Source organism: Nonomuraea sp. MTCD27 (assembly GCF_041950495.1).
GTDB lineage: Bacteria > Actinomycetota > Actinomycetes > Streptosporangiales > Streptosporangiaceae > Nonomuraea.
Genome location: NZ_JBGNUW010000017.1, coordinates 26021 through 43475, shown reverse-complemented (window position 1 = coordinate 43475; position 17455 = coordinate 26021). Strand labels below are relative to the sequence as shown.

The 17455-nt window shown below is 72.3% G+C and carries 14 protein-coding genes; 6 read left to right on the top strand and 8 right to left on the bottom strand.

Annotated features, from left to right (window positions below):
• Window positions 1–35: 35 nt before the first annotated feature.
• On the top strand, window positions 36–1349 hold the full coding sequence (locus ACBJ59_RS40495; protein ID WP_375115420.1) for a sensor histidine kinase: 1314 nt from the start codon (window positions 36–38) through the stop codon (window positions 1347–1349).
• Here the strand turns inward: ACBJ59_RS40495 and ACBJ59_RS40490 are convergent.
• Window positions 1245–4328 (bottom strand): NACHT domain-containing protein, encoded by a 3084-nt coding sequence (locus ACBJ59_RS40490; RefSeq protein ID WP_375115419.1) that lies wholly within the window; start codon window positions 4326–4328, stop codon window positions 1245–1247. The two genes, ACBJ59_RS40495 and ACBJ59_RS40490, sit on opposite strands and share 105 nt — an antisense overlap.
• A gap of 34 nt (window positions 4329–4362) precedes the next feature.
• Entirely contained in the window at window positions 4363–5478 is a 1116-nt protein-coding gene (locus ACBJ59_RS40485; protein ID WP_375115418.1) for a ferritin-like domain-containing protein, read from the bottom strand.
• 84 nt (window positions 5479–5562) lie between these two features.
• Between ACBJ59_RS40485 and ACBJ59_RS40480 the strand changes: the two genes are divergently transcribed.
• Window positions 5563–6210 (top strand): TetR/AcrR family transcriptional regulator C-terminal domain-containing protein, encoded by a 648-nt coding sequence (locus ACBJ59_RS40480; RefSeq protein ID WP_364117416.1) that lies wholly within the window; start codon window positions 5563–5565, stop codon window positions 6208–6210.
• Between the two features lie 27 nt (window positions 6211–6237).
• Here ACBJ59_RS40480 and ACBJ59_RS40475 read toward each other — a convergent pair whose 3' ends face one another.
• Window positions 6238–6705 carry a transglycosylase SLT domain-containing protein gene (locus tag ACBJ59_RS40475; RefSeq protein ID WP_375115417.1) on the bottom strand — a complete coding sequence of 156 codons (468 nt, stop codon included), beginning with the start codon at window positions 6703–6705 and terminating at the stop codon, window positions 6238–6240.
• 334 nt (window positions 6706–7039) lie between these two features.
• Complete coding sequence (locus tag ACBJ59_RS40470) at window positions 7040–7435, bottom strand: transglycosylase SLT domain-containing protein (protein ID WP_375115416.1); 396 nt, start codon at window positions 7433–7435, stop codon at window positions 7040–7042.
• A gap of 187 nt (window positions 7436–7622) precedes the next feature.
• On the opposite strand from ACBJ59_RS40470, the gene ACBJ59_RS40465 reads away from it, so the two are divergent.
• The gene (locus ACBJ59_RS40465) at window positions 7623–8108 is read left to right on the top strand and encodes a glutathione peroxidase (RefSeq protein ID WP_364117422.1); all 486 of its coding nucleotides are present in this window, start codon (window positions 7623–7625) and stop codon (window positions 8106–8108) included.
• A gap of 5 nt (window positions 8109–8113) precedes the next feature.
• Here the strand turns inward: ACBJ59_RS40465 and ACBJ59_RS40460 are convergent, their stop codons facing one another.
• The gene (locus ACBJ59_RS40460; RefSeq protein WP_375115415.1) at window positions 8114–8989 is read right to left on the bottom strand and encodes an alpha/beta fold hydrolase; all 876 of its coding nucleotides are present in this window, start codon (window positions 8987–8989) and stop codon (window positions 8114–8116) included.
• A gap of 3 nt (window positions 8990–8992) precedes the next feature.
• The gene (locus ACBJ59_RS40455; RefSeq protein WP_375115414.1) at window positions 8993–11686 is read right to left on the bottom strand and encodes a LuxR C-terminal-related transcriptional regulator; all 2694 of its coding nucleotides are present in this window, start codon (window positions 11684–11686) and stop codon (window positions 8993–8995) included.
• Between the two features lie 134 nt (window positions 11687–11820).
• Between ACBJ59_RS40455 and ACBJ59_RS40450 the strand changes: the two genes are divergently transcribed.
• Window positions 11821–12948: a hypothetical protein gene (locus tag ACBJ59_RS40450; protein WP_375115413.1), complete on the top strand. Its 1128-nt coding sequence runs from the start codon at window positions 11821–11823 to the stop codon at window positions 12946–12948.
• Here the strand turns inward: ACBJ59_RS40450 and ACBJ59_RS40445 are convergent.
• On the bottom strand, window positions 12930–14111 hold the full coding sequence (locus ACBJ59_RS40445) for a serine hydrolase domain-containing protein (protein WP_375115412.1): 1182 nt from the start codon (window positions 14109–14111) through the stop codon (window positions 12930–12932). The genes ACBJ59_RS40450 and ACBJ59_RS40445 overlap by 19 nt on opposite strands.
• 135 nt (window positions 14112–14246) lie before the next feature.
• On the opposite strand from ACBJ59_RS40445, the gene ACBJ59_RS40440 reads away from it, so the two are divergent.
• Entirely contained in the window at window positions 14247–14819 is a 573-nt protein-coding gene (locus tag ACBJ59_RS40440; protein ID WP_375115411.1) for a TetR/AcrR family transcriptional regulator, read from the top strand.
• Between the two features lie 152 nt (window positions 14820–14971).
• Here the strand turns inward: ACBJ59_RS40440 and ACBJ59_RS40435 are convergent, their stop codons facing one another.
• The gene (locus ACBJ59_RS40435; protein ID WP_375115410.1) at window positions 14972–16033 is read right to left on the bottom strand and encodes a LacI family DNA-binding transcriptional regulator; all 1062 of its coding nucleotides are present in this window, start codon (window positions 16031–16033) and stop codon (window positions 14972–14974) included.
• A 178-nt stretch (window positions 16034–16211) separates the two neighbouring features.
• On the opposite strand from ACBJ59_RS40435, the gene ACBJ59_RS40430 reads away from it, so the two are divergent.
• Window positions 16212–17423, top strand: coding sequence for an ABC transporter ATP-binding protein (locus ACBJ59_RS40430; RefSeq protein WP_375115409.1), 1212 nt, complete (start codon window positions 16212–16214; stop codon window positions 17421–17423).
• Window positions 17424–17455: the final 32 nt, after the last annotated feature.

Genomic DNA, 17455 nt, shown 5'->3' with positions numbered 1-17455 from the left:
CCTGCGGTTTGTACGCTGCGTGGCAAAGTCGATCCATGGTGCACTGCCGCTCCATCAGGGCCCGGATGACGATCGCCACGGTGGCGTTGTTCGGGGTCCTGCTCATGACCGGAGTGGCGATCACCATGGCGGTGTACCCCGCACGAGCCCGCGCCGACCTCCTGGACCAGGCGGCCGCCGCCAGCCGGCGCCTCACGACGATCGTCGACACCTACCGCTTCCCCGGCCCGATCCCACCGCAGCAGGGCATCGGGCTCCTGCAGATCGTGGACGCGAGCGGCAACGTCGTGGCGGCCAGCCGCGGGCTCACCGGCAGCCCACCGCTCACCAGGGCCCGGCCGACCGGCGGCGAATCACGGGTCGACGCCCGGGTCTGCCAGCCCGAAGGGTGCATGCTCGTGGTCGGCACCAGCAACCGCGCCACCGTGTACGGTCCGATCGTCGCCTACGCGGCGGTGCGGGAGCCGTTCCTGCTGCGGTCGTCCTTCCTGCCGGCGCTCCTGTTCGGCCCGGCGGTGCTGCTCCTGGCGCTGATGGCCTGGGGCACCTGGTACGGCGTCGGCCGCGTGCTGGCCCCCGTGGAGCGCATCCGCCAGGGGCTCGAACGGATCAGCGCCGAGGACCTCAGCCGGCGCGTCGAGGTGCCCGCCACCCGCGACGAGGTCGCCGAGCTCGCCACCACCGTCAACGACACGCTGTCCCGGCTGGAGGACGCCGTCGAGCGGCACCGGCGCTTCGTCTCCGACGCCTCCCACGAGCTGCGCGCCCCGATCACGGGCCTGATGGTACGGCTGGAGGCGGGGCTGGAGGATCGTACCGAGGCCGACTGGCGGGCGGCGCTGGACGACGCGCGCCGGCTGTCCGACATCGTGCACGACCTGCTGATGATGGCCCGGCTGGACGCCGGGGCGCCGGTGGCGGCGGAGCGGGTCGACCTGGGGCGGCTGGTGGAGGAGGAGGTCGCCCGGCGGACCTGCCGGCTGCCGGTGACGGTGGAGGCCGAGCCCCGCGTGTTCGTCCAGGGCAACCGGCTGCAGCTGGCCCGCCTGTTCGGGAACCTGCTGTCCAACGCCGACCGGTACGGGGACTCCTTCATCAGGGTCAGCGTGCTGGCCCGCGGGGACGACGCGGTGCTGGAGGTGGTGGACGACGGGCCGGGGATCCCCGAGGAGTTGCGGGAGTGCGTGTTCGAGCGGTTCACCCGGCTCAACCGGACCCGTTCCAGGGACGCCGGAGGAAGCGGTCTAGGGCTCCCGATCGCCCGCGACATCGCCCGCTCCCATGGCGGCGATCTCAGCATCGGAGAGGGGCCGGAAACTCGGCTGATCCTTCGACTTCCACAGGACTAGCTCGGCGGCCTGCTGGGAGACCCTGGGGTCGAGGTCCCGGCGGTCCTCCAGGACGCGCACGACGCGCATCAGACGATCCGGCCCGGTCCAGCGATGGCAGGCGATGCGCAGCAGCTTCAGCACGTCCTCGCCCGGCATTTCTCGCGCGTCCAGCTCCAGCTGCCGCAGCACCCGGTCCACGTAAGCCCAGCTCGGCCCATGGAGCAGAGCCCGTTCGTATCGGAGGTAGGCCGGGGCCGGGCTCAGCAGGACCGCCAGCAGGTCGGCGACCGGGCTGTGCGGGTATGCCGCCAGTCCGTGGTCGATCTCCACCACGTACGGAAGCAGGTCGGCGTGGAGATGCCCCAGCGCGGTGTCGTCACGGAAGGAGATCTCGCGCATCCAGGTGGAGTTCGCCGATTCCAGGCGGTAGAACTGCTCCGGCGCGGCGTCGAAGGGCCAGGTGTGGAAGACCAGGTCATCCGAGTCGATGACCGGGGTCCGGGTGAACTCGATCATCATCATCCGCGTCCCGTCGCGCAGGAAATGACGGACCCTGACCGCGCGGGTGAGCGAGTCCCACTCCGCGCGCACGAGCTGCGAGTGCCACAGCCGGGCGATCCGGCGCCACAACTCGTTCGCCGGCTCCGGCTGCTCGACGCGGAACAGCTCGGTCCCCGGGATCGGCTCGCCCGACGACAGCAGGGCCAGCAGCAGCAGGTTGGCGCTGTGGACGGCGCACCGGGCGGTCACCTCGATCCGCGCCGGCTGGTAGGCGTCGTAGGCGGACCCGGGACGGGCCATGAGGGACTGCGAGAACAGCTCGCACAGGTGCCGCGTCAGCAGCGCGCGGCGGTCGGCGGGGATGAGGCGCTCGATGCCGTACTCGAGGAAGTCCACGGTGGGGGCGCGGACGGTCAGGCCGGCGAAGGACAGCAGCGCGTGCAGGTAGGCGTCGTCCGGCCTGGTGGGGCGGCGGCGCGACTCGGCGGCCGCCAGCTCCTCGGCCAGGTCGGCCAGCTCCCTGACGACCAGGCGGGCGACCAGGTACTCGCCGAACGTGGCGTGCAGGAACTCGTAGGTCTTGAGCCGCTGCTGATCCCGCAGGGCCTGGGTCGTGTGGACGAAGAAGAAGCCGCCGATGACGCCTTCCGCCCTGGTCAGCGGGCGGCGGAAACCGTGGGCCTGCGGCGTGGCCTCCTGCGCCGCGGGCAGCAACGCGCGGAGGTCGGCCTCGAGGTCGTCCTCCATGACCCACTGCCGGCCGCGGTTGAACATCGCGAACGCGGTGATCGACAGGCGCAGCAGCTCGTCCTCCACCGCGCGCTCCAGCTCCGCGTCCGCGAGGTGCTCGTCGGACTTGCGGACCTGGCGGGCGGCGAACCCGGTCAGCAGCCGCTCGTACAGTTCCGCCTCGTGGAGATCCTCGCGCATGAGCCGCAGCGCGTTCGCGTCGGCGTCGTACAGGGCCAGCATGAGCAGGAGCAGGGGCTGCTCGGCGAGCGCCGGGACGGCCAGCACCCGGTCCACCGGCAGCGGCTCCAGGCCGCGTTCCCGGAAATAGCCGGAGTTGGCGTGGTTCCAGGTGGTGACCCACAGGTGGACCTGGTCGTCGTCGAAGGGCTCCAGCCGCACCACGTACGAGCCCTCGGGCAGCCGCGCCCGGTCCGCGACCACGGTCCTGGACGTGACGACGACCGCCAGAGCCCGCCCCCGCTCCGCCTGGGCGTGCTGGAACTGGGCGACCCGCTCCAGGTAGTCGGTCTGGTTGACCCCGGTCGCCTGGAGGAGCTCGTCGAACCCGTCCAGCATGACCACCGGCAGCGCGCCCCCGGCCGCGTGCACGAAGTCGGGCCAGGACATCGCCTCGTCCAGGGCGGCCCTGATGCCGTGCTCGATCTGCGCCAGCACGTCGCCGTCGGCGGGGACGCCGCGCAGCTCGACCCTGAGCGGGAGGAACTCCTCCGCGGGCAGCCGGGCCGCGAGCACGCGTGTCAGCACGGACTTGCCCGCGCCCGGCTGGCCGAGCACCAGGAGCGGCGCCTCGGTGGCCTGCGGGAGCGTGAGATGCCCGGCCAGGAAGGCGTCCAGGTCGTGGCGGCGGGGGAGTGCCGCCCAGGTCTCCTCCGAGGTGACCAGGCGGTTCCAGAAAGGTTCGAGCAGGCGGAAGCCCGGGTTGACGTAGCCCTGGTCCAGGACGGGGATCGTCATCCCGGCCGGGGTCCTGGCCGAGGTGACGATCGGGCGCCGGAGGGCGGCCCGGTTCGACCGGATCAGCGCCGCCAGCCGGTCGGACGGGCCGCGGGTCGGGGGGATCCTGGCCAGCTGCTCCTGGATTCCCGCCAGCCCCCGCGCCAGGTTCCTGACCTCCTCCCGGGTGGCCTGGTGACCGACGAGGTCGGACCAGCAGGCCACCTCGGGGAACTCGGCGACGAGCCGGCGGAAGAACTCCTCGTAACGGCGCACCGCCCGAGGGGGTATGTCCTCGGACAGCCGGGCCCGCGTGGTCTCGTCCCAGGCGTCCCAGCGGGCGAGCCCGGACAGGAAACGGACCAGCGAACCGGTCAGTGCGCTGTATGAGCGCAGGAGCTCGTCCAGCACCTTCTCGTGCGGGACCGCGGGGGTGGGCATCGGCATGGTGGTCACGGTCAGGAGTTGCCCGAAACCGTCGATCCCGGTGATCCTGCGCTGGTCCTCGGGGGTGAGCTCGCGCAGCACGTCCACCTCGGCGAGCACCTCGAGGTAGGCGGCGATCACGATGACCGTGTGCGCCGCCGCCAGCCGTTGCGTCGTGTCGTGGCGGCTCAGGCCCTTCACCTTGTCGCGCAGCCCGCGGAGGAAGGCGTCGCCCAGCCGGACCGCCTCGGCGCGGGCGTCGAACAGGTCGATGCCGCCCGTGCCGAACAGCGCTATGGATGACGCCTTGTCCAGCACGTTCGTGAGCCGGCTCGGGCCGCCGAGGAGCACCACGGCGTCGCGATAGGTGAGGATCTGCCGCATCCCACCCAGTCTGCCGAAGATCGCGGCGACGCGTTCAGGATTCGGTGCCGAGCGCGATCGTCTCGGCCACCTCCGCGTGCCGCTCGGCCTCCTCCTGGGCGAAGCGGGCCGCGTCCAGCTGCTCGGCGATGTCCTCGTCCTGGCGCATCAGCGCCTCCAGCGACTGCCCGGCCATCTCCAGCACGCCCATCTCCGCGTACGCCGCCTGCAGCCGCGGGCTCCACAGCCCGATGTCCTTGACGCACGGCACGATCCGGCTGAACAGCAGCGACCTGAACAGCCGCAGGTACTCGGACCTGTCCGTAGCCTCCATGGCCTCCGCGACCTCGGCCTTCGACAGGCCCAGGTGCTCCCAGGTCTCCCGGCCGCGCAGGCGGTCGCGCATGAGGTAGCAGCCCTCGATGACGAAGTCCTCGCGCTCGCGCAGCTCGCTCCCCGACAGGTTCCCGTAGTAGTCGCGCAGCGCCATGCGCCCGAACGCGACGTGCCTGGCCTCGTCCTGCATCACGTACGCGAGGATCTGCTTGGGCAGCGGCTTGGTGGTGATGTCGCGCATGACCCCGAACGCCGCCAGCGCCAGCCCCTCGATGAGGACCTGCATCCCCAGGTACGGCATGTCCCAGCGCGAGTCGCTCAGCGTGCTGTCGAGCAGCGCCTTCAGGTGCTCGTTGATCGGGTACGCCAGGCCCACCTTCTCCTGCAGGAACCGGGCGTAGGTCTCGGCGTGGCGGGCCTCGTCCATGGTCTGCGTGGCCGCGTAGAACTTCGAGTCCAGGTCGGGCACCGACTCCACGATCTTGGCCGAGCAGATCATCGCGCCCTGCTCTCCGTGCAGGAACTGGGAGAACTGCCAGGCCGCGCCGTGCAGCCGCACGTCCCTGCGCATCTTGTCGTCCATCCGGTCCCAGAGCGGGGTGCCGTAGATGGCGATGGTCTGGTCGGGGATCCCGAGCACGTTGTACGGGTCCACCTCCAGGTCCCAGTCAATGCGCTTGGTGGAGTCCCACTGCTTGTCCTTGCCCTTCTGGTACAAGGCCAGCATCCGGTCCCGGCCGTCGTCGTACTCCCAGGTGAACCGGCTGCTTCCGGACATCTCGACGTCCCAGGTGGAGAGCTCCGGGGGGATGGTGTAGAGATCGTGGGTCGACATGGGACCTCCGAGGGGGGTTACGTACACCGTACGTCCGTGTTTCGAGCTTGCAGGTACGCCGTACGTCAGTCAATAGAATGAGCTATGCCATCCGAGCCTCTCTCCCGAGGACGCATCGTCGCCACGGCCATCGACCTGATCGAGCGGGAGGGCGCCGACGCGGTCTCCATGCGGCGCATCGCGGCCGAGCTCGGGGTGGGCGTGATGTCGCTCTACAACCACGTGCCCAACAAGGACGCCCTGCTCAACGGGGTGGCCGAGGCGGTGCTGAGCAAGATCGAGTTCACCGACGACCCCGACGCGCACTGGACCGACCGGGTGCGCATGCAGGCGCGGGCCTTCCGGCAGATCGCCCACCACCACCCGCGCTCCACGATGCTCGTGGTCAGCCGCCAGCTCCACTCGGCCGCCGGCCTGCTGCCCGTCGAGCGGGCGCTGGCCACGCTGCGCAGCGCCGGGTTCGACGGCGCGGACGCGGTGCGGATGTTGCGCATGTTCATCGCCTACATCGTGGGCTCGCTGCTGCGCGAGGTCGGTGTGACGCCCACGTTCGCGCCGGTCCAGACCCGGACGATCAAGGCCGACGGGGTCGATCCGGCGCTGTTCCCCGAAGTGAGCTCGCTGGCGGACCTGCTCGCCGAGTGCGACCACGAGGCCGAGTTCGACTTCGGGCTGGAGTTGCTGATCACGGCGATCGAGGCCCATGCGGGGCGTCGGGAGGGCACCCGGTGAGCTGCCCCGGGTGCCCTCCGGAGCCGGCTAGTACCAGTTGTGCGATCTCCAGTGCCCCCAGGCGCCGCACGGCCTGCCGTACCTCCCCTTGATGTAGGCCAGGCCCCACCGGATCTGCGTCTCCGGATTGGACTTCCAGTCGTGGCCCGCGCCGCGCATCTTGCCGGCCGGAAGGGCCTGCGGGATGCCGTACGCGCCCGACGAGTGGTTGAGGGCCCGGTGGTTCCAGTTGCTCTCCCGGGTCCACAGGGCGTCCAGGCAGCGGAATTCCCGGTAGTTCCAGGCCCGCTGGACGACGTGGTCAAGGGCGATCTTCTTGTTCCTGCTGGCCGGCCGCACGGCCGACATCTTGGGTTGCGCTGACGTGGTCCAGATCCGGGTCTTGATCGGTGGCCCGCTCTCGACGCTCTCGGCTCTGGCCGGTGCGGTGGCGCCGAAGGCGGTGACCGCGGTGAAAGAGATAATGGTGCCGCTTATCGCGCGTTTGCCGTCCAATGTGATCCTCGCTGTCGGGTCGCGTGCGGACGGGCGCCCTCGACGGGCGCCCTGCCGGTCCGCGTCCGTGGCTCGGACGTGGAGGGTCCGCGCGGCCCTCCGGGATCCTGCGTCCGCCCGGTCGTGCTGGGCGGCCCGGAGGGCGCCGCGACGTGTCCTCTAGCACGATTCCTATTACGCGCGGTCACCGCGGGTCATACACCAAGACACGCGAAGGACAGGTGTTTGTGTGATCGTTGCGGATAAAGGGTCCGTTCGCTGGACCGGTATTGCGCGGTCCGCCACCCAAATGGGCGGGCCTTGCCGGAAAACGCGGACAAGCCTGGGGTTTGGCTCAGTACCAATGGTGGGATTGGAAGTGCGCCCAGGCGCGACACGGCGTCTTGTACCGCTGCTTGATGTAGCCGAGGCCCCACCTGATCTGGGTGCGGGGGTTGGTCCGCCAGTCGCGGCCCGACGAGGCCATCTTGTGCCCCGGGAGCGCCTGCGGGATTCCGTAGGCGCCCGAGCGGTTGCCGGCGCGGTGGTTCCAGCCGCTCTCTCTTGACCAGAGCAGGACCAGGCACCTGAAGTGGGCTTTGTCCCAGCCTCGCTGGGCCACCATGGCCTTGGCGATGGACTTGTTCCTGCCGCTGGTCTGGGAGCTCTGCGCCTGTGCGGCCGGGGCGCCGCCCGCCGCCACGAGTGTGGCGGTCAGGACCAGGACGCCGGTACGGCGGAGCATGGGCATGCGGGTTCCCTTTCGAGGGGGTTCGTGGACCGCGCCACCCTGCCCGATGGGTTCCCTTTACAGCGAATTGACCATGAAAAGGTAGATCGTCAGTAAAGATCTCGATATATACCTTCTTCTGGGGATATGTCGGAAAAATGAGGGGTGCGTCACAATTCTGGCCTGACTCGTTCTGTAGGGTCGGAACATGAGCCTCAGCGACATCCCGCTTCGCACCCTCACGGACGCCCCCACGACCCTGGGCGAGCTGGCGGCCGGCAAGCCCGCCCTCATCGTCAACGTGGCCTCCCGGTGCGGCCTCACGCCGCAGTACACCGCGCTGGTCGAGCTGCACCGGCAGTACGGCCCGCGCGGCTTCACGGTGATCGGCATGCCCTGCAACCAGTTCGCCGGCCAGGAGCCCGGCACGGCCGAGGAGATCCAGCAGTTCTGCGCCGCCACGTACGGCGTGGACTTCCCGCTGCTGGAGAAGGCCGACGTCAACGGCCCCGGCCGCCACCCGCTCTACGCGGAGCTCACGCAGGCCCCGGACGGGGAGGGGGCGGCCGGCGACGTCCAGTGGAACTTCGAGAAGTTCCTCGTGGACGGCGAGGGCCGGGTCGTGGCCCGCTTCCGCCCCCGCACCACCCCCGACGACCCCGCGGTCGTCTCGGCGATCGAGAAGCTGCTCTAAGGGCGTCAGCCGGCGGTGTGCGCGAGGACGGCCGCGGCCAGCTCCTCGTGCACCTCCGGCGGCAGCGTGTGCCCCATGCCCTCGACCATCATCAGCCGCGCTCCCGGGATCGCCTCCGCGATGAGCGCGCCGTGGCCGGGCTTGGCCGGCTCGTGGGTGCCCTCGATGACCAGGGTGGGTGCCTTGACCAGGTGCAGCACGCCCACCGGCTCGAAGTCGGGCCGCGCCATCGCGGCCAGGCGGTGGTTGGCCACGGCGTCCAGGTCGCGGGCCCGGTCGTAGATCCGCTCCTGCAGGCGGCGGGCCGCGTCCTCGTCGAACGGCAGCGCGGTCCCGTGCAGCACGCGCTGCTCGGCGATCATGCCGTCGATCCGCTCCCGCCGGTCGGCCGGCGGCGGGGCGGCGATCATCGCCCGGAAGAAGTCCACGAACTCCGGCGCCGGCTCCGGCAGGCTGCCCTCCGGCTGCGGCTGCCCCATCAGCGCCCGCATGATCACTTGGCCCTCACCGCCGCCGAGCGGCGAGGAGCCGATGACGGTGAGGGTCCGCACGCGCTCCGGCCGCTCGACCGCGATCAGCTGCCCGAGCAGCCCGCCCGCCGAGTGGCCGACCAGATGCGCGCTCTCCAGCCCGTGCGCGTCCATCACCCGCAGCACGTCGTCCTTGATGTCGTCCCACGTGTACGGCTCCTTCGCGAAATCGACGGTGCCGGACCTGCCGGTGTCGCGGTGGTCGTACCGGATCACCCGGCGGCCCCCGGCGGTCAGCCTGCCGACGAACTCGTCCGGCCACAGGATCCCCTGCGACATCGAACCCATGATCAACACGATCGGCGCGTCGGTGGCGGCGCCGAACTCCTCGCTCCAGATGTTCGGTTGCATGCTTCAGAGCATGTCCCGTCCGGCCACGGGCGCCTTCCGTAGAACTACTAGCCGCGCCAGCTCGGTACGGGTACCGATGCCGAGCTTCGGATAGATCTTGTACAGGTGGTACTCGACCGTCCGGGGGCTCAGGAAGAGCTGCGCGGCGATCTCCTTGCTGGACAGCCCGTCGGCGACCAGCCCGGCGATGCGCCGCTCCTGCGGGGTCAGCGCGTCCAGCACCGAGCCGCCCGGGTCCTGCGCGCTCTCGCCCGCCGCGCGCAGCTCGCCGTGCGCGCGGCGGGCCCACGGCTCCGCGCCGGCCTGCCGGAACGTCTCCAGGGCCGCCCTCAGGTGCGGGCGCGCCTCGCCCGGCCGGTGCGCGCGGCGCAGCCGCTCGCCCAGCAGCAGGCCGGTCCTGGCCGCCTCGAACGGGTTCGCGTGCAGCCGCAGCGCCTCCTCGAAGTCGCCCTCGCCGGGTGCGACCATCGCGCGGCACCGGGCCAGGAGGGCGCGCGACTCCGCGGTGCCCGCGTGCGCCGACCACCGCTCGTACGCCTCCAGCGCCGCCCCGGCGGCCGCCACGTCGCCCGCGCCCAGGGCGGCCTCGATCCGGTCGGGCGTCGAGCGCCACACCACGGTCGGATGGCCGGCTCCGGGACCCGCCGCCACGATCGCGGCGAACCGGTCGTGCGCCGCGGCGAACCGGCCCAGCCCCAGGTCCAGCATGGCCAGCGCGTACGCGGCCACGCCCACCCGCAGCCCCACCCGGTGGGGGACGGCGATGGCCAGCGCCTCCCGGGCGTGCCGGCGGCACTCCTCCTCCGCGCCCCGCAGCGCCGCCAGGACCGCCAGGTTGGCCAGGTGCGCGGCCACCGTGTTGGCGTACCCGGCCTCGCGGGCCAGCTCCAGCCCCTCCTCCGAGAGGGCCCGGCTCTCCGCCAGCCGCCCGGCGAACCGCTCGCCGGTGGCCACGAACTCCAGCACCACGGGGAGCTGCCCGACCATCCCCGACACCCTGGCCACCCGGCCGGCCCGCCCGGCCAGCTCGCCCGACAGGTCGGCCTCGCCCAGGTAGCTGGCCGCCGCCGACGCCCACAGGAACTCGGCCGCCTCCGTCAGCTCGTCCGTCCGCCCGAGCGCCCGCCTGAGCAGGTCGTGCCCGCCGGCCGCCCCGGAGAGCATGGCGCCGATGCCCGCCAGCACGTCGCGCAGGAACCCCTCGGGGTAGGCCTGCGCCCGCCGCCCGATCTCCACGATGGCCGCCGTGTCGCCCGCGTACGAGGCCGCCTCCGAGGCGTCGGCCAGCATGCCCAGGCTCTCGCCGGCGGCCAGGATCCGCACGGCCTCGGCGGCGCTGCCCGAGTTCAGCTCGAACCGGCCGCGCAGCTGGGCGATCTCCATGCCCAGCGCGGCGTCCGCCCCCGCGCGCTCGCGGGCCTCGGCCAGCAGGGACTCCGCCTGGCCGGGACGGCCGCCGAGCCAGGCGGCGACCGCGGCGTCCTTCAAGCGGGCCGCCCTGAGCGGCGGCTCCGGGGTGAGCTCGGCGGCCCTGACCAGGGCGGTGGCGGCGTCGCCGTACCCGCCCCGGTCGCGGGCCCGGGCGGCGGTCTCGGCCAGCGCGGCGGCGACGCCCTCGTCCTGGCCGAGTGCGGCGGCCGCCAGGTGCCAGGCGCGGCGGTCGCCGTCGGCGAGTTCCGCCAGCACGGCGTGCGCCTCGCGGCGGGCCGCCGGGGTCGCGGCCTCGTGGACGGCCGAGCGGATGAGGGGGTGGCGGAAGCGCACGGCCGGGCCGGCGATGTGCGCGAGCCCGGCCGCCTCCAGCTCGTGCAGCGCCGCCCGGTCCGCGCCCATCCGGGCCGCGGCGCGCAGCACCAGGTCGAGGTCGCCTTCGACGGCCGCGAGCAGGGCGACCAGCCGGGCCGGCTCCGGCAGCGCGGCGACCTGGTCGCCGAAGAGCCGGCTGCCGCCGGGCAGCGGGTCCGGCAGCGGCTCACGGCCGGCGAGCTGCCCGGGACTCAGCAGCCGTACGGTCTCGCGCAGGGCCAGCGGGTTTCCCCTGGTCAGCGCCACGAGCTCCCGCTTGACCCCCGCCGCGACCCCGGCGCCCGACGCGCCCGCCGTGGGCCCGGGCCGCTCGCCGGCGCCCGCCTCCAGCAGTTCGGTCGCCGCCGGTTCCGGCAGGCCGCCGAGATCCACCGAGGGCACCCCCTTCACCGGCGCGTCCCCCCGTACGGCCAGGAGCATCGCGATCCGCTCCGTGCCCAGCCGACGGGCGGCGAACAGCAGCGCGTCCGCCGAGGCCCGGTCCACCCACTGGAAGTCGTCCACCACGCAGATCAGCCCGTCCGGCGCGGCGGCCTCGGCCAGCAGCGACAGCACCCCCGCCGCCAGCAGGAACCGGTCCCCGGACGCGGACCCGGCCAGACCGAGCGCCCCGCGCACGGCCTCGCGCTGCGGCTCCGGCAGCGGGTCCAGCAGCCCGGCCACCGGCCGCAGCAGCTGGTGCAGGGCGGCGAAGGCCAGGTCGGACTCGGGCTCGACGCCGGTCGTCCTGAGCACCCGCATGGAGCCGCCCCGGGAGGCGGCCAGGTCGAGCAGGGCCGTCTTGCCCACGCCCGCCTCGCCGCGCAGCACGAGGGCCGCGCCGGCTCCGTCGCGGGCCCGGGAGATCACGTCGTCGATGGCGGCGGTCTCCGCCGATCTGCCGAAAAGCACAAAGGGGACTGTATTGGCAGGTCAGGGGATGGGAAAGGCGGGCGGTGCCGCAGCGCGCGCTGGGTACCGCTCTACGTTGTCGGCCGGCCCGCCGCCGGCCGGGACACTCGCCGCACGTCACGCAGGGAGCGCGCATGACGATCAACCCGTACGCCGGATCGCCCTTCACCTACGTCGCCGAGCCGGCCGCGGCCCCGTACTCGATCGTCGAGTTGATGCCCGGCGTGCGCAATCTGTGCGAATACGTGCGGCTCGCACCCGGTGAGCGTGTCCTGCTGCTGATGGAGCACACCGTGGATCCGGTCGTCGTCCAGGCCATCGCCGCGGCGGCGGCCCTGCGGGACGCGGACGTGCGCATCCTGTCGGTGCCGCCGTTCAGCGCCGGCGGGTGGGACCGGGAGGCACCGCTGGGGATCGAGACGGCCGCCTTCCACGAGGCCGACGTCGTGATCAGCGGCACCTGGTGGGGCGAGGTGCACACGGCGCCGCTGTTCTTCGACCAGATCAAGTCCCGCTCCTCCCGCTTCCTGTCCCTGCACATGACCGCCACGGCCGGCGCGCTGCTGACCGGCGGCCGGCTGCCCGCCGAGGTCTTCTACGCGCTGCTGCGGCGGGCGCTGCGGCAGCTGTCCGCGGCGACGTCGATCCGGGTGACGTCCGGGCGCGGGACCGACGTGACGTTCTCCGGACTGACCTTCGACCCCGACCCGGGCGCGCTGCGGCCCGGCGACTGGCGGCCCTTCCCGTACGGGGGCGCCAACTTCTGGCCGACCGACACCGAGGGCGTGCTCGTCGTCGAGGACTCCACGGTCACCGGCGTGCCGGAGGAGCCCCTGCGCATCACGCTCGAAGGCAACCTGGTCCGCAAGGTCGAGGGCGGGGTCGCCGCCGAGCAGCTGCGCCGCTACTGTCCCGGCGGCTTCTACATGCGGCACGGCCTGTTCGGGCTGAACCCGAAGGTGCGCCTGTCCGGCGGCACGCAGTTCGAGCGGGAGAAGCACGCCGGGGCGTTCTACTGCGGCCTCGACGGCCTGACCGACGGCGTGCCGGTCAAGTCGGGGCCCGGCTTCGCCCACTGCGACTGCCAGGTGGACCGGCCGACCGTGGTCGTGGACGGGGAGCTGTTCGTGGAGCAGGGGCGGCTGCTGATGCTCGACGAGCCGGAGATCAGGGAGGTCGCGGCGCAGTTCGGCCCGCCGGACGTGATCCTCGACGACAACCCTGTGATGATCCTGCCGCGCCGCTACAGCGGGGCCCGGTAGAGGGCCTCGATCAGCGTACGGACCCGGAAGTCGCCGCCTTCCAGCAGCTCGGAGCCGCGGTTGGGCACGTAGCCGAAGGCCAGGCCGCGGTCCGGGTCGGCGAAGGCGAAGGAGCCGGTGGCGCCGCTCTGGCCGAACAGTCCGGTGAGGTGCTCGGGAGCGGGCCAGAACGGGCCGCCCGGCACCGCGAACCCGATGCCCCAGGCGGTGCGCACCCGCAGGATCCGGTCGATCCCGTCGGCCTGCGGGGTGCGCACCCGGTCGAGGAGGTCCCGGCTCAGCAGCCGGACGCCGCCGACCTCGCCGATCAGGGCGGCGAAGTAGCGCGCCAGGGAGTGGGCCGAGGCGACGCCGTCCATGGACGGGCTCTCGACCTCGTACGTGCGCCGCTCGTTGGTCGTGTCCCAGCCGATGGCGACGCTGCCGTACAGGGCCCGGTACGTCAGGGTGCCGGGGTCGTGCAACGCCTCGACGAACTCGGCCAGCTCCGGCACCTCCATGCCCAGGCGCACCGCCTCCGCGTCGGGGACCACCATCGTGGCCAGCCGCGGCATCGCCGCGTCCGGCACGCGGACGTAGCAGTCCAGCCCGAGCGGCCCGGTGATCTCCCTGGCCAGGAACTCGCTCAGGGTGAGCCCGGAGACCCGGCGGACGATCTCGCCGGCGAGATGGCCGATGGTCACGCCGTGGTAGCCGTGCGCGGTGCCCGGCGGCCATTCGGGGGCCGCCGCCGCGAGGGCCTCGGTGATCGGTGTCCAGTCCCGCAGGTCCTCCCAGGTGATCGGGCGCATGTGCAGGCTCGGCAGCCCCGCTCGGTGGCCGAGCAGCGTGCGTACGGTGATCCCGTCCTTGCCTTGCCCCGCGAACTCCGGCCAGTAGCGCGCCACCGGCGCCTCCAGATCGACCCGGCCCCGCTCGGCGAGCAGCAGGAGCGCGCCGGAGGCGAAGGTCTTGCAGGTGGAGGCGAGGGGAGCGATCGTGTCGCGGCGCCAGGGGCGGCGCGACGCGGGGTCGGCCCAGCCGCCCCAGAGGTCGACCACCGGCTCGCCGTGCCGGTAGACGGTGAGCCCGGCGCCCACCTCCCCGCCGTCCGCGAAGTTCCGCTCGAACGCCTCCCGCACCGGCTCGAACCCCGGTGCCACCACACCCTCTGCCAACGTCATCGGGCACTCCTTTCGATCTTCCCGACCTTCCGGTCGGTAGGGAGCTTCGACGCTAGCCTACCGACCGGAAGGTTGGCAACCGACCGGTAGGTAGGGATGTTAGGCTGGCGCGGTAATGATGAGGAGGAGGCGACGTTGACCAGGGACGAGCCGGGTGGCGACACGAGGTCTCGGATCATCGAGACGGCGCGGGAGCTGTTCACCGCGCAGACCTACCGCGCGGCCTCCATGCGCGACATCGCCGCCCGCGTCGGCATCACCAAGCCGTCGCTCTACCACCACTTCCGCAGCAAGAGCGAGCTGCTGGCCAGCCTGGTGGGGCCGCCGATCGACGAGCTGGAAGCGGCGATCGAGGCGGCGAGCGAGCAGGCGTCCGCGGGCATCGGGCCGGCGGAGGTGCGGCGGCGGGTGCTGGAGGGCTGCCTCGACGTCATGCTGGCCCACCGGGAGACCATGGTCCTGCTCCTGCGCGACGCCTCCGTCTACGGGGACGAGACGACCGAGACGATGTCCCGGGTGGTCGGTCTCATGAACCGCGCCGTCGACCTGCTGGCGGGCCCGGACCCGGACTGGCGGCGGCGGGTGCGCGCGGCGCAGGCGCTGGCCGCCGTCACGGATCCGATCACCCAGCTCCCCGACGTGCCCGCCGCCGACCTGCGCGCCGAGCTCCTGCGCGGCGCCGCCGCCGTCCTCACCACCGGCCCCTAGCCTTTCCGCCACCCCTTACCCGCACCCTCCCGTCCCTTCGCACTTCGGCGTGGGTCATCCGGGACGGAAGGAACGAGGGATGACAGGGGCGGACCTCCGCGCGCACTTCGGCGTGGATCCTCCGGGAGGGAGGGAACGAGGGGTGACGGGGCTCAGCGGCGGGGGGCGCAGCTGCCGCGGATGATGAGCTCCGTGGGCAGGACGACGCCGCGCGGGCGGCGGCCGCCGGAGCGCAGGACCAGCTCGGCCGCTCGGTAGCCCATGTCGCGGCCCGGCTGGGCGATCACCGTCAGGGGCGGGGAGCAGAGCTCGGCCCAGGGCACGTCGTCGTACATCACCAGCGACACGTCCCGGGGCACCCGCAGGTCCAGCTCCCTGGCCGCCAGCACCGCCGCCTCCCCGAGCACGTTGCCCCCGGCGAGCACCGCCGTCAGGTCGGGACGGCTCTGGAACAGGCCGGAGGCGGCGGCGTAGGCCGAGTCGCGGCTGCCCGTGCCGAACACGACCAGCTCCTCGTCCACCGGCGAGCCCACCGCCTCCCGGAACGCCGCCACCCGCCGGTCCTGGCCGGGGCCGCCGATGAAGGCGATGCGCTTGTGGCCCAGGCCGCGCAGGTAGCGGACCGCCGTACGGATGCCCGCCCGGTCGTCGGCCACCACGGACGGCACGTCCAGCGGGCGCGGCTGCGGGGCGGAGGGCAGGCCGTCCAGGCGCATGAGGTCGGTCATCGCCGTCGCGGCCGGATCGTCGCCGACGGCCGGGCCGGGCGGCAGGTGGTCGGCGAAGACCACCGTCATGCCCGCGCGGATCGCCGGGGCCCAGGTCTCCACGTCGCCGGACGGGACGGCGATGAGGCGGTCGACGCTCTGCTCCAGGAGCATGCCGATCAGCTCGGACTCCTGCTCGGGGTCGCCGCCCGTGGAGCCGAGCACGACCGGCTCGCCGGCCGAGCGGGCACAGGCGAGCACGCCCTCGGCGAGCTGGGCGTGGAAGGTGTCGGTCAGGTCGGGGACGAGCAGGCCCATGCCGCCCGTGCGGCGCTGGCGCAGGTTGCGGCCCAGGGCGCTGGGGCGGTAGTCGAGCTGGGCGGCGACGGCCAGGACGCGCTCCCGCGTCTGCGGGCTGGCCGAGCCGCCCGACAGCACCCGGGACACGGTCGCGACGCCCACGCCGGCCGCCTCGGCCACATCCTTGATCGTCGCCCGCCGCTCCATGGAAACGATTCCATCATGGTTCCAGGAAAATCGGAAGACGGGCGCGCTGACAACGGCTGGTCACGCGGTAACCCTTGACACCGATGTCCGTTTCGGGTGAGATGCTTGAAAACGTATCCACGTGAGTGGGACTCTGTACCAACGTCCGGGCCACAGCCCTGGAGCGCGAAGGAATGTCATGGCATCCATCGTTCTGACGAACGTCGACAAGATCTACGCCGGTGGCGTAAAGGCCGTGAACGGGCTCAACCTTGAGATCAAGGATGGCGAGTTCATGGTGCTGGTCGGCCCGTCCGGTTGCGGTAAGTCGACCGCGCTCCGGATGATCGCCGGCCTTGAGGACATCAGCGGCGGCGAGATCTCGATCGGCGACAAGGTCGTCAACCACCTCCCGCCCAAAGACCGCGACATCGCGATGGTCTTCCAGAACTACGCGCTCTACCCGCACATGACGGTCGAGGAGAACCTCGCCTTCGGCCTCAAGCTCCGCAAGATGCCGAAGGCGGAGATCCAGAAGCGCGTCGGCGAAGCCGCCAAGATGCTCGGTCTGGACACCTACCTCAAGCGCAAGCCGGCCGCCCTCTCCGGTGGTCAGCGCCAGCGTGTCGCCATGGGCCGCGCCATCGTGCGTGAGCCGCAGGCCTTCCTCATGGACGAGCCGCTGTCCAACCTGGACGCCAAGCTCCGCGTCTCCATGCGCGCCTCCCTCAACACGCTGCACGAGCGCCTCGGCGTCACCACCGTGTACGTCACCCACGACCAGGTCGAGGCCATGACCCTGGGCGACCGCGTCTGCGTCCTGCGCGACGGTCTGCTCCAGCAGGTCGACACCCCGCAGAACCTGTTCGACAAGCCCGTCAACCTGTTCGTGGCCGGCTTCATGGGCTCCCCGTCGATGAACTTCGTCACCGCCGAGCTCGTCCGCGACGGCGGCGCCGCCGTGACCTTCGCCGACATCAAGCTGCCGATCCCCGACTCGACGTTCACCGACAAGCCGGGCCTCGACCAGTACGTCGGCAAGAAGATCATCCTCGGCATCCGCCCCTCCGACTTCGAGGACGCCACCTCGGCCGGCACCCACGCCAACGGCTGGGCCACGCTGCCCGTCAAGGCGGAGGTCACCGAGGAGCTGGGCTCCGAGATCAACGTCCTGTTCCTGATCGACGCCCCGCCGGTCGAGCACAAGGACACCGTCGCCGCCGCCGACACCGGTGACGACGAGGAGGCCGCGCTGCCGCTCGTGGGCGACAAGTCCCTGTGGACCGCCCGCGTCAACGCCCGCAGCCACGTGCGTCCCGGCCAGAACATCGACCTGGTCCTCGACACGCACAACCTGCACTTCTTCGACCCGTCCTCCGGCCTGGCGATCGGCCACGAGGCCAACCGCTGAGCACCCCTGACTCCTGATTCCCGGCCGTGAGC